16 protein-coding genes are annotated in these 13,642 nt (G+C 69.1%); 13 read left to right on the top strand and 3 right to left on the bottom strand.

Annotation, left to right across the window (positions count from 1 at the left end; genetic code table 11):
• The first annotated feature begins 47 nt into the window (after positions 1 to 47).
• The 4 genes from DEJ29_RS06955 (at position 48) to DEJ29_RS06940 (ending at position 3,054) form a co-directional block, all read left to right on the top strand.
• Entirely contained in the window at positions 48 to 830 is a 783-nt protein-coding gene (locus tag DEJ29_RS06955; protein ID WP_258375948.1) for an HNH endonuclease family protein, read from the top strand.
• 76 nt (positions 831 to 906) lie between these two features.
• Positions 907 to 1,572 carry a GOLPH3/VPS74 family protein gene (locus DEJ29_RS06950; RefSeq protein ID WP_111095063.1) on the top strand — a complete coding sequence of 222 codons (666 nt, stop codon included), beginning with the start codon at positions 907 to 909 and terminating at the stop codon, positions 1,570 to 1,572.
• 157 nt (positions 1,573 to 1,729) lie between these two features.
• On the top strand, positions 1,730 to 2,533 hold the full coding sequence (locus DEJ29_RS06945; protein ID WP_110865118.1) for an SDR family oxidoreductase: 804 nt from the start codon (positions 1,730 to 1,732) through the stop codon (positions 2,531 to 2,533).
• A gap of 95 nt (positions 2,534 to 2,628) precedes the next feature.
• Entirely contained in the window at positions 2,629 to 3,054 is a 426-nt protein-coding gene (locus DEJ29_RS06940; RefSeq protein WP_146248342.1) for an SseB family protein, read from the top strand.
• A gap of 208 nt (positions 3,055 to 3,262) precedes the next feature.
• On the opposite strand, the gene DEJ29_RS06935 is transcribed toward DEJ29_RS06940, so the two are convergent.
• Complete coding sequence (locus DEJ29_RS06935) at positions 3,263 to 3,577, bottom strand: hypothetical protein (protein WP_111095065.1); 315 nt, start codon at positions 3,575 to 3,577, stop codon at positions 3,263 to 3,265.
• Between the two features lie 83 nt (positions 3,578 to 3,660).
• On the bottom strand, positions 3,661 to 7,170 hold the full coding sequence (locus tag DEJ29_RS06930; RefSeq protein WP_111095066.1) for a TM0106 family RecB-like putative nuclease: 3,510 nt from the start codon (positions 7,168 to 7,170) through the stop codon (positions 3,661 to 3,663).
• Between the two features lie 136 nt (positions 7,171 to 7,306).
• Between DEJ29_RS06930 and DEJ29_RS06925 the strand changes: the two genes are divergently transcribed.
• The 5 genes from DEJ29_RS06925 (at position 7,307) to DEJ29_RS06905 (ending at position 10,760) form a co-directional block, all read left to right on the top strand.
• On the top strand, positions 7,307 to 7,561 hold the full coding sequence (locus DEJ29_RS06925; protein ID WP_111233936.1) for a hypothetical protein: 255 nt from the start codon (positions 7,307 to 7,309) through the stop codon (positions 7,559 to 7,561).
• A gap of 17 nt (positions 7,562 to 7,578) precedes the next feature.
• Positions 7,579 to 8,361 carry an ABC transporter ATP-binding protein gene (locus tag DEJ29_RS06920; RefSeq protein WP_181438198.1) on the top strand — a complete coding sequence of 261 codons (783 nt, stop codon included), beginning with the start codon at positions 7,579 to 7,581 and terminating at the stop codon, positions 8,359 to 8,361.
• 1 nt (position 8,362) lies between these two features.
• Positions 8,363 to 8,608, top strand: a complete 246-nt coding sequence (locus DEJ29_RS06915; protein ID WP_110865124.1) for a hypothetical protein — start codon at positions 8,363 to 8,365, stop codon at positions 8,606 to 8,608.
• A complete protein-coding gene (locus DEJ29_RS06910; RefSeq protein WP_146248343.1) occupies positions 8,605 to 10,062 on the top strand; it encodes a hypothetical protein in 1,458 nt (485 codons plus the stop codon). Before DEJ29_RS06915 ends, DEJ29_RS06910 begins: the two co-directional genes overlap by 4 nt.
• A 203-nt stretch (positions 10,063 to 10,265) precedes the next feature.
• Positions 10,266 to 10,760 carry a hypothetical protein gene (locus tag DEJ29_RS06905; protein ID WP_146248344.1) on the top strand — a complete coding sequence of 165 codons (495 nt, stop codon included), beginning with the start codon at positions 10,266 to 10,268 and terminating at the stop codon, positions 10,758 to 10,760.
• 63 nt (positions 10,761 to 10,823) lie between these two features.
• Here DEJ29_RS06905 and DEJ29_RS06900 read toward each other — a convergent pair whose 3' ends face one another.
• Positions 10,824 to 11,042: a DUF1653 domain-containing protein gene (locus DEJ29_RS06900; RefSeq protein WP_258370832.1), complete on the bottom strand. Its 219-nt coding sequence runs from the start codon at positions 11,040 to 11,042 to the stop codon at positions 10,824 to 10,826.
• A 91-nt stretch (positions 11,043 to 11,133) separates the two neighbouring features.
• Here DEJ29_RS06900 and DEJ29_RS06895 point away from each other — a divergent pair, with 91 nt between their 5' ends.
• The 4 genes from DEJ29_RS06895 (at position 11,134) to DEJ29_RS06880 (ending at position 13,639) form a co-directional block, all read left to right on the top strand.
• On the top strand, positions 11,134 to 11,886 hold the full coding sequence (locus DEJ29_RS06895) for a hypothetical protein (protein ID WP_111095069.1): 753 nt from the start codon (positions 11,134 to 11,136) through the stop codon (positions 11,884 to 11,886).
• 91 nt (positions 11,887 to 11,977) lie between these two features.
• On the top strand, positions 11,978 to 12,457 hold the full coding sequence (locus DEJ29_RS06890; RefSeq protein WP_111095070.1) for a thioredoxin family protein: 480 nt from the start codon (positions 11,978 to 11,980) through the stop codon (positions 12,455 to 12,457).
• On the top strand, positions 12,454 to 12,933 hold the full coding sequence (locus DEJ29_RS06885; RefSeq protein ID WP_111095071.1) for a DUF4395 domain-containing protein: 480 nt from the start codon (positions 12,454 to 12,456) through the stop codon (positions 12,931 to 12,933). Before DEJ29_RS06890 ends, DEJ29_RS06885 begins: the two co-directional genes overlap by 4 nt.
• Before the next feature lie 103 nt (positions 12,934 to 13,036).
• Positions 13,037 to 13,639 (top strand): hypothetical protein, encoded by a 603-nt coding sequence (locus DEJ29_RS06880; protein ID WP_146248345.1) that lies wholly within the window; start codon positions 13,037 to 13,039, stop codon positions 13,637 to 13,639.
• The last annotated feature ends 3 nt before the right edge of the window (positions 13,640 to 13,642 follow it).

The raw sequence follows: 13,642 nt of genomic DNA, 5'->3' as shown, positions 1-13,642 counted from the left end.
GTTCCGCCCGCACCACGTTCCGCCCCGCACCACTGGAGTCCCACCGCATGACGTCCCGCCGACGCCGCAGCCGCATCACCCTGACCTCCGTCCTCGTCGTCCTGGCCCTCGCCGTCGGCGGGTACGCGCTCGACGCCACCGGTGTCCTCGGACCCGACACCGACGCCGATGCCGCGGGCGGTCCCACGGCGGTGGAGACCACCACCATCGGACCGCAGCAGGCGTCGGCGGGGGCGAGCGCGGCCTCCAGTCCGACCGTCAGCCGCGGAACCGACGCCGACGCGGTCCGCGCACGCACCCAGCTCGCCGACCTGCCCGTCAAGGGCAAGGCACCGGCCACCGGCTACGACCGCACCGGTGACTTCGGCAGCGCCTGGCTCGACGTCGACCACAACGGGTGCGACACCCGGAACGACGTCCTCGCCCGCGACCTCGCCGACATCACCCGCGAGGGCCGCTGCAAGGTCCTCACCGGCACCCTCGTCTCGCCGTACACGGGTGCGACGGTGGACTTCGTGCGTGGCAACACGACCTCGACCCTCGTGCAGATCGACCATGTCGTCGCACTCGAGAACGCCTGGCGCACCGGAGCGCAGCGGCTCACCGAGACCGAGCGGCACGCGCTGGCGAACGACCCGGTGAACCTGTTCGCCGTCGACGGCCGGTCCAACTCGCAGAAGGGCTCCGGCGACGCGGCGACCTGGCTCCCCGCGAACAAGGCGTTCCGCTGCACCTACATCGAGCACCAGGTCACGGTGAAGGCGAAGTACCGCCTGTGGGTGGCTCCGGCGGAGCGGGACGCGATGGTGCGGGTGCTGGACGCCTGCTGACGTCCGGCAGGCTGCCGCCGCTGGGTGTCGGTTCGGAGGCCCGGCGCACCTCCGCCCCGCGTGGCAGGCTGCGGGCATGGCTGAGCAACTCACGGTCCCACAGGCGTTCGCGCTCCTCCAGGTCGAGCCCGACGGACGCCACGCTCTCGATGGTTCGACGCTCGACACGGGTCTCGCGGGAGCGGTCCTCGCCGACCTCGCGCTGCGCGGCGTCGTCTCGCTGCAGGACGGACTCGTGGCCGTCGTGAACGGCACCGCAACGGGCGACCACGTGCTCGACGGCGTGGTCGGCTCCATCGCGGCGGCCGGTGCACCGCGCAAGGCGAAGTGGTGGGTGAGCCGACTCGGCAAGCGCCAGCTGCGCGACGACGTGTTCGCCGGACTCGTCGAGCGCGGCGTCATCAGCATCGAGCAGGGGAAGGTGCTCGGCCTCTTCCCCACAACGAAGCACCCGGAGCGGGACGGAGCTCCGGAGGCGCTGCTGCGATCGGGCATCGCGGACGTGCTGGCTGGCCGGGCGCGACCCACGCCGTTCTCTGCCGCGGTCATCGGCTTGCTCGACGCGACGAACACCCTGCGCAAGCAGTTCGGTGCCGTCGACAAGGACCTGGTCAAGGAGATCACCTCGGGCACCTGGGCGAGCCCGGCGGTGAAGGCCGTGCTCGAGGAGATCGAGGCCGCGACGATGGTCGTCATCATGGCGGGCACCATCGCAGCGACGGGTTCGATCACCGCGAGCTGAGGTCGGCAGCGCGACGGGGCGCCTGCACGCCGGCTGACTGCGTCGTTAAACGACAGGTGTAGTCTAGGCATCTCGATGCAGATGCATCGATCGGACTCGCTGCCCCACCGCGGACCCCGAGCCCTTCACCGTCGAAGACCTCAGGAGGCCTCCCACCATGCCCGAAACCACCACCGGCACCACCCGCTTCGCCGACCGCGTCGTCCTCATCACCGGCGGTGGCTCCGGCCTCGGCCGCGCGACCGCCGTCCGCCTGGCCGCCGAGGGCGCTGCGCTCTCCCTCGTCGACGTCTCCGAGCAGGGACTCGAGGCGACGAAGGCCGCCGTGCTCGAGGCCACCCCCGACGCGCAGGTCCTGACGACCGTCGCCGACGTGTCCGACGAGGCCCAGGTCGACGCCTACGTCACCGCCACCACCGAGCGCTTCGGCCGCATCGACGGCTTCTTCAACAACGCCGGCATCGAGGGCAAGCAGAACCCCACCGAGTCCTTCACCGCCGCCGAGTTCGACCGCGTCGTGTCGATCAACCTCCGCGGCGTGTTCCTCGGCCTCGAGAAGGTGCTCAAGGTCATGCGTGAGCAGGGCTCCGGCATGGTCGTGAACACCGCGAGCGTCGGCGGCATCCGCGGCATCGGCAACCAGTCCGGGTACGCGGCCGCCAAGCACGGCGTCGTCGGGCTCACCCGCAACTCGGCCGTCGAGTACGGCCGCTACGGCATCCGCATCAACGCCATCGCCCCCGGCGCCATCTGGACGCCCATGGTCGAGAACTCGATGAAGCAGCTCGACGCGGAGAACCCGCGCAAGGCCGCCGAGGAGTTCATCCAGGTCAACCCGACGAAGCGCTACGGCGAGGCTCCCGAGATCGCTGCCGTGGTCGCCTTCCTGCTGTCCGACGACGCGTCCTACGTCAACGCGACGGTCGTCCCGATCGACGGCGGGCAGTCGGCCGCGTACTGAGTCCGTCACCTCCGACGCCCGGCTCACGTCCGCGTGCGCCGGGCTTCGGCCTGGAGGCGCGGCTCGGCCCCGCCGTGTCCGCCGACCGTGACAGCATGGCTGGTGTGAGTACCGATCAGACCAACGGGTCAGCCTTCGGCCGAGGCGTCGACAAGGCCCCGCCGACCGCTGCTGCCGAACTCCGACGGAGGATGGCGGCCTCGCCTGCGGGCTTCCTGCGCAGCGCGGCGTGGGTCCCCTGGAAGGCGGCGGGTACCCCGGAGGCCGGCAGCGTCGCCCACGTCATGATCCGGGACAAGCCGTTCGTGCCGGTCTTCACCGACCCGGGCGAACTCGCCGCTGGGCTGCCCGACGCCGAGGGGCGTCCGGTGCCGATGTCCGAGCTCGTGTCCGCGCTCCCCGAGGAGTTCGGCATCGTGGTCGACCCCACGAGCGCGGCCGAGGCGAACTTCCTGCACGCCGACGTCCTCGCCGAGATGCGGGCGCAGATGCAGGGCGGCGTCCCGACCAGCGACGACTGACCCGCTCCGTCGGAGAGTCAGACCGTTCGGCGGTGGCACGCTCGCCCTCGACCAGCGCAGGGTGCAGGTGTTCCAGGAGGACGCTTGGTCCGGCCAGCCCTCGTTCTGGCGTCACAGCGCGGCGGGCGGACCCATGGTTTAGCGCCGTTGACGGTTCTGGTTCACGATCCCCGGGGTTCGTGAACCAGAACCGTCACGCAGCGCTGACTCAGCCGGCGTGCTCCGCGACGACCACCCAGGTCACGGAGACCACGATCGCCATGACGGTCGCGGTGCCGAAAGCGACCGCCCATCCCTGCGGCCTCGTCCGCCGAACTCGGGCGGCCACGATCGCACCCCCGACGAAGACGGCGACGAGCACGATGCTCTCGACCAGGCTCGGGAGCCACGCGACCCACGGCGTGCACGGACGCGTCGACGTCTCCCAGTCACAGCTGTACTGCGACAGTCCTGCGAACACCCACCCGATGAGCACAGCGGCGATCCCAGCCAGCGCTGTCGCGACGAACAGTGAAACCGTCACGACGAGGTCCGCCGTCGACGCCCGAGAGCGCCACGGCGAGCGTCGGCTTGCCCATTCCTCCAGCATGTCCCTTGCCTTCGCGATCAGGCTCGGACAGCCTGCGGGCGCGGCTCGACGAGCTCGATGAAGCGGGACAACAGGGACAGGCCCGCGATCGACGGGGGCAGTCCGGTGGTCAGCGCCGGTGAGTGCACGAGGTAGGCCGCCCACTTCGCCCGCGAGATCGCCACGTTCAACCGGTTCGGCATGAGCAGGAAGTCGAGGCCGCGTGGGATGTCCGCCGCACTCGACGCCGCCAGGGACACGATGGACACGACGGCCTCGCGACCCTGGAACAGGTCGACGGTGCCGACCTGGGTGCCGGTGAAGCCAGCGCGGTCGAGTTCCTGCCGGATCAGTGCCCCCTGCGCGTTGTACGGCGCCACCACGATGACGTCCTCGTCGGTCAGAGCCCGTGTATCGGAACCGTCCGTCCACGTGCGACCGACGACGTCGCCCACGAGTGCGACGACCCGGGCGGCCTCTTCAGCAGAGGACGTCGTGTTGCCCACGTGCACGACCGGCACGGGGTGCACCCCGGCGTCGATGCCGTCGAGGTGCCGCCCGGAGACCATCGAGGCGAGCTGCCCGTCGTAGGACAGGGCCGAAACGGACTCGGTGAGCGCAGGCTCCATGCGGCGGGTGCGAGCCAGGAAGTACCCGAACTTCGGCGGCAGGACGTGCTGTCCGTCAGCGAGCCAGCCGAGCGCGGACTCGTCGACGGGCTCCGGGTGCGAGCCCTGGGACACCTGGGGCAGCTGCTGGGGATCCCCGAGCAGCAGGAGCCGGGTCGCGGCGACGGACGACGCGATGGTCGGGGCGAGGGAGAACTGCCCGGCCTCGTCGACCACGAGCAGGTCGAGGGAACGGCGCTCGATCGTCGACTCGTTCGCGAACGTCCAGGCCGTGCCACCGACGACACCGCCGGTGCCCGAGGCCTCGCACGAGGATAGGAACGCGGCGACCGCGGCGCCGTTCTTCACCGGGGTCCAGGCTGCGGAATCGAGCTCGTCCTCGGTCGCGCCGGACTTCGGCACCTTCACGACCCGGTCCGCGAGGACACCGGCGTTCACGACCGAGGTCAGGAAGTTCTCCGACGTCGCGTGGGACTGCCCGACGACCCCGACGCGCCAGCCGTACTCGCGGACGAGCCGGGCGACGACGTTCGAGCCGACGTAGGTCTTGCCCGTACCGGGAGGGCCCTGGACCGCCAGGTACGACCGGTCGAGGCCGAGCAGGGTCGACACGACGGCCGACACCGTGTCGTCGCCCTGCACCGGGACGATCGGGCCACGCGGGGGCACCCGACGCAGCAGGTCGAGCGCCGGGTCGGGCAGCATCGCCGGCAGCTCGTCGAGCACGGCCTGGCCCCACCACGCGATCGCCTCGGGCTGCGGCTTCGCGCGGGGCGGTGCCGACGGGGCGAGCGCGACGGGGAACTCGTGGTGCGGCTCGCCACCGACGGGCAGCCCTTCCTTCACGAGGACCTCGACGGCATCACCGTTGTCCCACACGTCCACGATGACGGCGCGCGACGACGCGCCCTTCGACCCGGGGCCCGGTGAGGCGACCGATGGCGGAAGCGGGTCGTCGTAGACCAGGGGGGGCGTGCCTCCCGGCCGGAGCCGCGAACCGGGCGCGAGCGTCCCCGACAACCGGAGTTCCCGCGACTGCGAGCGGGCACGCGGCAGCGTGTCCCAGTCGCGCTCGACGGACGCCCGCTCCACGACCAGGACGTCACGCGTGTCGGCCCAGTCGTCGACCGGGTTCCGCAGGCGGTCGAAGTGGTCCTGCCAGAAGGTCTTGGCCTCGCGGCGGTGGTAGTCGATCGCGGCTGCGGCGAGCGCCAACGCGGTCTGGTCAGGGGTGCGGTCGAGGGCGTCGACGTCCTCGAGTTGCGCGGCGAGCGCGACGTACACCGGATTGGGCTCGCGCTCGACGGGGATCGGCGGGACCTCGAGCTCGAGCACGGGGTCGGCCGCGTCGGGGTCGTCGGTGCGCAGCGAGCGGAGCCAGTCGCGCAGGCGCAGGGTCGAGCGGCAGTCGTAGGCGTTGTAGTCGGCGACCTGGTCGAGCATCCGCTGCCCCTCGACGGCGTCACCGTTCCGGAGCTCCTCGATCGCGTCGACGTAGGCGGTGATGCTGTCCGCGGCGTTCGTGACGTCGCTCTCGCGCAGGTCCGAGCCCATGTACAGCGGTTCGAGTTTCTTGATCGAGTAGCTGTGGCTGCCGACGACCAGGGCCTTGCGGACGATCGGGTACAGGTCGACCAGGACGCCGGCTCGCAGCAGGTCGTCGACGGCCTCTTCACCCACCCCGTGCCGGGCGGCGAGCGACAGCAGGTGCGTCCGCTCATAGGCCGCGTAGTGGTAGATGTGCATGCCCGGGTACTGCTGCCGCCGGGCCTCGATGAACGCGAGGAACTGCTCCAGCGCGACCCGTTCGTCGCGGATGGTGTGCGCCCAGAACGCGGTGAACTCGGCGCGGTCGTCGACCAGGCCGAACAGGTAGTCGAGGCCCCAGTGCACGCCGTCCTCGGTGTGCAGCGGGTCGCCCTCGAAGTCGAAGAACACGTCGCCCGGGTCGGGTGCCGGGATCGCGTCGAGCGCACGGGCGTCGAGGACCTCGAAGCGCGGCTTGACGGGTTGGCCCGGCCCGTCGGCGCCCGTCCGTCGGGCGTCTTCCGATTCGATCTGGAGGCTCGCCTGATGTACCAGCCGATCCAGCGTCGCGCGGGACAAGCCCGGTACTGCCCGGGTGCGGACCGCCAGGTCGTCGATCGTCCGCACCTCGTGCTTGATCAGCTTCGCCCGTTGGTCCAGGCGCATGCCCGCGACGAGGACGAGGTCGCGGTGCTCGGCAACCTGGGTCGAGCAGACGGCGCATCGGCCACAGCTCGAGTAGCGCGGGTCACCCCATCGCAGCGACTCGTCGGCGGCGATGCGCTCGGCGATGACCCGCTGCAGTTCGGCGCGCTGCATGCGGTACACCGGCGCGATGTCGGCGAGGTCGTGCGTGGTGGTCGTCCGGTCGCCGAGCACCAGGTGCACCTGCTGCCCGGTCGGGATGCCGTGCGCCTGCATCTGCTCGGCGTACGCGGCGAGCTGCAGCAGGGCGCTGATCTTGGCGTGGCGGGCGAGCTTGGTGTCGTAGACCTCGTACTCGCCGCGGTCGTTGCGGATGATGAAGTCCGCGAAGCCGATGAAGCCGGGGGCGTCGGCGCTCGGTGCTGCGTGGAACGTCGGCTGGTACAGGACGTCGGCACCGTCGGCGAAGGCCTGTCGCGCTTCGGCTGCGGCGCGTGCGTAGGCCGGCGGTGCGGGACGGTCGAACTCGACGACGTCACGGGTCTGCTTGAGGATCTCGAGGTAGTCGAGCTCGTGCTGGTCCCCCAGCCGAGCCGTGCGCTCGAGCATGTCGTCGTGCACGTCCGGCAGGGCCTCCCCGCGGCCGAGCTTGGCGTCGAGGCGGCGGAGGAACGCCCACTCGCAGGCCGACCACGTGCTCAGGTCACTCGGGCTGAGCAGCACGTGCCCGTCGACGCCGATCTGCATGCGCTCCCCCTTGCTGTCCGGTGCGCTGAAAGCCTAGGGGCGGCGTCAGACAACGGGACGGGTTCCTCGAATTCGCTCTTGACATACTAGATTCCGTCGGTGATACGTTAACGCTCGACCAGAAAGGGGATGGTTCATGTCGAACCTCGTGCTCAACGGAGCGCTCTATTCACAATCGGCGATCACCGACAGAGTCGAATCGATCCGTGATCGGCTCGCTCTCAAACAGGACCGAGTCGTTGTGCTCGTGCTCATCGCGATCGCGCTGTTGCTCGCGGTCGGCCTCATCACCGCGTGGTGGATCACCTGCCAGAACAAGGGCATGTACCCGGCAATGGACATGCCGTCCTTCAGTGCCGGCGGCACATGGAAGGTGTACTGCCGAAAGTGAACATGCACGAGGAGCCCGTGAATCCTGTCCTGGAGGTGATCGGAGTCGACAAGTCGTACAGCGGGCGCCCTGCACTGGTCGACTTCTCGATGACCATCGTCCCCGGAAGCATTCACGGGCTCCTCGGCTCGAACGGCTCCGGGAAGAGTACAGCCTTGCATGTGATCACGGGCATCATCGACCCGGACCGCGGATCAGTCCTTCACCATGGCGTGACGGTCAGCCAAGCCGTCGCTCGGATGCGGTTCGGTTTCGCACCCGATGATCTCCCGCTTCCCCAGTCTTTGACGGGCCGCGAGTACCTGCGCCTGCATGATTCACTCCGTCGCCGCGATGACTCGTCCCGAGCAATGTCCCTCGCACGTGTCCTCCAGGTACGAAACGCACTCTCAAAGCCGATCTCCTCGTACTCCCACGGCATGAAGCGAAAGCTTCAATTGGTGTGTGCGCTCGCGCACAGTCCCTCGCTCCTCATCCTCGACGAACCGTTCAGGGGGTTGGACCCGGACACAGCGCAAGTCCTCCAAGAATGCCTCTCCTTGTTCACCGCGGCAGGCGGAGCGGTCCTCATGGCGACGCACGACCTGTTGCGCGCCGAGACGCATTGTGAGGCCATAACCATGCTGCACAACGGAGCAATTGTTGCTTCAGGTCGCACCCGGGAGATCGTTTCCAGCCATGGCTCGGTCGGCCAGTGCTTCTCCGCGCGGATCAGCAGCGCTTCGTCGATGGCTACCCGCGCCGACCGGCTCCGTGCCCTGTTCACCCCCGACGAAAAGGAAATTCATGAAGACCGCTAGCGTGACGTTCATCGGGCTCGTGCTCGGCATCGCTATCACTTTCCTTGCCATCGCTGCCACGATCGCCACCTCAGCCGTCAGTGGGACACCCGCTGAGATTCCGTTCGTGTTCTCGGCCACAGTCGGCACGGAGAACGGGCTGCCATCGGTGGAGTTCACGCCGAACGGGTTGGGGCTTCTCGTGACGGTCGTTCTCATCACGGTCGGCTACGCCGCCCTGCGCCTTCGCGCTCGCCCCCACCCGTGAGTCAGACCATCACGGTCGCGCGCGCCACCGCGTTGGTCTGGATGTCAGAACTCGCTGGAGCCTTCAACGTCTCACGTCGGCGAGTCCTCCTCTGCGCTGCGTTCACAGTTGCAGGCATCCTTGCACTCGGACTTGCCCTCGGGTTGACGACAGTCTCGACGTTGAGCGGCCAAGTGCCGGCACCGATCGCAGCGTTCATGGTGGAGACCGCGGCGAGTGGTGCTTTGCTGAGCGCGGCGCTGGTGACGGTCGTCCTCGCGCTCACTGCCCCAGCGGGCTCGGCCCTCGACCACCTTCTGTGCCTCCTACCGGTGACGAACAGCGCTCGAGCAATGGGCAGATCGCTTCCACTGACCGTGCTCACCACAATCGGCTCGACGGCGCTGTGCGTCCCGGCGATGCTCGTGGCAGGCCGTGTTCTCGACCTCAGCGAGGCGACGCGATACGTGGTCGCGCTTCTCGCGGGCGTCGCTCTCGTTGAAGCGCTCGCCCAAGGCCTGCTGCACGCAGTAGGGAGCTTGATGCAGTCTTGGCTCCGAACACCCTTCGCCGTCTCGTCGACGATCAGTGGCGCAGTGACGATCGGCGCTGCGCTCGTCGCTTTCGGCCCCGGCGTCATCGTGCCCTCGGGTTTGGCTACCGATGACGCGCCCGCATTGTCCCTCCCAAGGCTGATCAGCGATGTCGCGACCAGCCGGAGGCCTGATCTGGCGTGGCCGGTCTTCGTGAGCTACTTCGTCGTGACGATTGTGTTCGTGTGGGCAGTCAGCAAGATCTCGACTTCAAAGGCGGTCCCGTCCGCGTTCGCGCTTCTCCCTGCCGATCGGATACTCCGTGGACCGCAGGGGCCTTTCCTCTCTCAGCTCCTGGTGATGATTCGTGCGCCGCAGACTTCCCTAGCGATTGCTGGCTCAATCTGCTTGTTGGCGACAACGGCGTGGGCGCTCCCGCCGAACGTTCCAGCAGAGGTACGCGACGGCTTGGCCATGGCGGTTCCTTCGGCGGGATGTGCTCTCGTCCTCTTCGGCCCGGGGCGCGTCCTGCCATGGGCTTGGACCGGCACCGCGCTCGGTCGTCGCCGCACGTGGTGGTTCGCGCCCGTTGCAGTGGCGCACATCGTCGCCGCTGCCCTTGCCTGGACAGGCTTGAGCGGCGCAGCCCTCCTCCTGGGCGTCGTCCAATTCGACGAGCTCCCGGGGATGGTCTTCCGTGCGACGCTGCTCTTCCTGTCAGCGGCACTCGCTGGCGCCCTCGTCCCGTGGAGCGACACACAGCCCATGTCAGGCAGCGTCGGCCTGATGCTGACGACCGTGCTGTACCTGGGATGCAGCTCCCTCATCTCCTATCTGGATCAGCTCGCTGGACCATTGAAGGTGCTCGGAAGTATCTGCTGTATCTGCCTGCTGGTAGCAGGGTCGGTGACCACGTGCATCCGACTGACCTCGTCCCGATGATCTCCCGACTGCTGCCGCCGTGCTGTAGTCCGGAGGGCCCTGCCGTTCGATGTGAAGAGTTCGCACTGTCGCTCCGGACCGACACGAACGCGAGGCGTCGCGCAGCGATCGACCACGGATTCATCGCTGGAGGCGAGAGCCGATGGAGAACGGCCTTCACTGCGGGAGCGCTTGTGGATTCTGGCGATGCGAAGAGATTCTCGGTGTACGTGCGCCTCGTCCTGGCAGTCGTCGGTTCTGCGGCACTTCCTTTGACGGTGACGACCGCACTCGCAATGGCGACGCTTCTCGGCAGCGGAGCGACGTACGGACCGTTGCTGGCGGTGCTCGCGTTTCTCGTCTCAAATCTCTGCCATGAACTCGGTCATCTCCTCGCCATTGGCCTGCTGTCGGCGCAACGGTCGCACGTCCACGTCGTCGCGAGGCTCGGTTTCGCCCACGTTGTGCGCAACTCCTTGCCACCTCTCCGCGAGGCCGTCGTCGCGGTGAGCGGGCCGCTCCTGGTTGCGTCGTGTTGCGCCGCCGGGATGATCTTCGCGACCCACGTCATCGAGGTGGTCGTTCTCGCCTCGATCGGGGTAGGTCACCTTGGCACCCTGCTTTTCCCGGTCGGGGACGGCGCCAATCTGCGCGACGCCGTCAGGTCTGCCCGCTCGTCAAAGGTCCCCGAGCGCCGAGAACAGTCCAGCCGACAGTGAACCCTCGCGAACCGCCGGACATGAGCGCTCTCAGCGGGCCGGCAAACAGTCCGGCCTCCGCGATCAGTCGGTCAAGGGTACGAACCGCGGGCCGTCGTACCCGTCACGTGTCACGTGTGCCGTGAACTCGGCGAGCGAGCGCACCCAGTGCCCGCGTTCGCCGTACAGCGCCTGGTACACGACCACGGGCTCCTCGGTTTCCACGTCACGAGCGACGAGCAGCACCTCGTAATCGTTGCCCTTGAAGTGCCGGTAGCGGCCCGCGGTCACGTCGTCAGTCACCCGACCGAGGGTACGGCGCGAGCGGTGGGACCATGACCGCGCGTTCTGCTTGACTGAGCAGCACGGGGAACGAGCACCACGGGGGAACCAGATGACCGCACTGAGCACGCGCGAGCGGGACCGTCGCGCACAGCGCGTCTTCTTCGTCGTGATGGCGGTCGTCATGGCGGGGGCGGACGTCTGGCTGCACTACCACGCCGGCGCCGTCCGCCCCTCGGCCTTCTGGGTCCCCACGGTCGTCGGACTCGTGTACGGCGCCGTGCTGTGGCCGCTCGGCCTGCGTCAGGAGTCGAGGTGGTGGCCGAACCTGGTCTGGGCGGGGTTCCTCGGTGGCTTCCTCGTCCTCATCGCGACGAAGACGTTCTCGCCGTACGCCTGGTTCCTCGCGGTCGTGATCGGGACGTTGCTGTTCCAGGCCGTCCTCACGCCGAGACGACCCGCGGCGCGGGTCGCCGCCAGGCTCCCCCTGACCGAGGTGCGACCGTGGACCGGCTCGGGAGTCAAGGCCACTGCCGTCGAGCACCCCTTCGGCAAGAGTCGGACGAAGCCGGCCGTCGCCCTCACCACGCAGGACGGGGCCACCGCGTTCCTGGTGATGGAGCTCGCCTCGTTCTTCGACGGTGAAGCGGCGATCGCAGAATCGACGAACGGCGAACAGCTGACCTTCCTCACCAGGAAGGGCGTCGCGGCGAAGTCGTCCATCCTCAGCGACGCGACGCCGGGGATGGCCGACGGCACGCTGTTCCTGCACTCGGCGAAGGACGAGTCGCGGCCTTCCGCCGTCTTCAGCGACGACGACGCCGCCGCGTTCGAGCAGTGGGTCCGCACGCTCCCCGAGGACTGAGCCCCTGCCAAGCCCGGCACGACGCGCACACCTCGGCGTCACATCCGGTCACGTTCGACAGCAGTTCGTCGGCTGCGCGTACCGTCGCCGTGTGACCTTCGGAACCGCAGTGGCCGTGCTCGTCGGGGTCATCGCGCTCGCGACGGTCCTCGGTCTCCTGCTCCGCCACCGGACCGGTCGAGCCCGATCGACGGGCACCGCCTCGTCGACGAGGCAGGACGCAGACGGTCTCGCGCTCGACACCGACTACGGCACCGCCGCCACGTTCGTCCAGTTCTCCACGCCGACCTGTGCGCGGTGCCCGGCCACCCGGCGCCAGCTCGCCGTCGTCGCGGACCAGCACGAGGGCGTTCGCCGCATCGAGGTGGACCTCGTCGAACACCCCGAGCTCGCCCGGCGTTTCGACGTGATGCAGACCCCGACGGTCCTGCTGCTCGACGCCGACCGCTCGGTCCACACCCGCTTCGGAGGCCCACCCCGCCCACCCGAGCTCGCCGCAGCCCTCGACACCGTCCTGACCGCAGGAACCGCAGGCACCGCAGACACGACCGGCACCCAGGAGTCCCGATGACCACCACGAACGACACCGACCGCGGCATCGACCCGCGCTCCCCACGCTTCGGCGCCGCCATCACCACGGTGCTCCTCGCCGCGACGATCGTCCTCACGCTGATCCCCGAGACGTGGGTCGCCGGCATCGTGCTGCTCGCGGTCATCGTCGCGCTGTTCGCCGTCGGAGGCATCGCCGGCATCCGCCGCCACCCCTACGGCGCACTCTTCCGACGGGTCGTCCGCCCACGCCTGGCCCCGCCCGCCGAACTCGAGGCCCCGGAACCCCCGACCTTCGCCCAGCAGGTCGGCCTGTTCGTGACCGCGGTCGCCCTGCTCCTCGCGCTGCTCGGCGTGCCGTACGCCGCCCCGATCGGTGCCGCGGTCGCCCTGGTCGCCGCGTTCCTCAACGCTGCCTTCGACGTCTGCATCGGCTGCCTGCTCTACGTGTGGCTGGTCCGGGCGGGCGTCTTCCGTCCGCGGCGCGGCGTCGCCTGACGGCGTCCGGCCTGGAGGCCCGCCCCACCTCGACCACACCGCCAGCGTCCGACAGGTGCTCGGCTCCAGAACACGGCTCTGCCCCGCCCCGTAGGGTGAGCGGGTGGGGGAAGACGAACAAATCATCCGGCGCGCGTGGCGTCGTACCGCCCTGGTCGTGGCGATCGCCGCGGTCGCGGGGGCAGTGGCCGGTTGGGCAACCTCGCGGGACGAGGACGGTTGGACCGTCGCCCTGGCGATCTGCACGTGCGTCGCCGTGCTCGTCGGCTTGGCCGGGATGCTCTCGTTGCTCCCCACCACAGCACGCGCGTCGTCGATCATCACGCAGGCGACCGAGGACCTGACGAGAGACCGTCGCAAGATCATCAAGGGAGCCATCCGCTCGGGCGTTCCGCTCAAGGAGGACGCAGGCCCAGAACTGCAGCACCGCGCGCTCACCCTCGCCCGCGGGACCGCCGCGTTCAACGGGCTGATCCTCGTCCAGAACCTCATGCTGTTCGCAGGAGCCGCAGCTCCCCAGTTCGCCCGGGTCGTCACCGGCGATGGCAACGCGATCATCAGCCGGATCTTCCTCGCGCTCTTCGTCATCGAGATGGTGTTCGTCGCGCCGTTGCTGGTCGTCCGAGGCCGCCGAGCTCAGCGCTACGCGGATGCCGCGACGGCCGAGAACGATCGCCGCGCCACTACTGCGATCCCTCTCGCATGACCG

Source organism: Curtobacterium sp. MCPF17_021 (genome assembly GCF_003234605.2).
GTDB classification, from domain to species: Bacteria; Actinomycetota; Actinomycetes; order Actinomycetales; family Microbacteriaceae; genus Curtobacterium; species Curtobacterium flaccumfaciens.
Note: the sequence above shows the minus strand (reverse complement) of the source record. Positions and strands in the feature narration are given on the sequence as shown.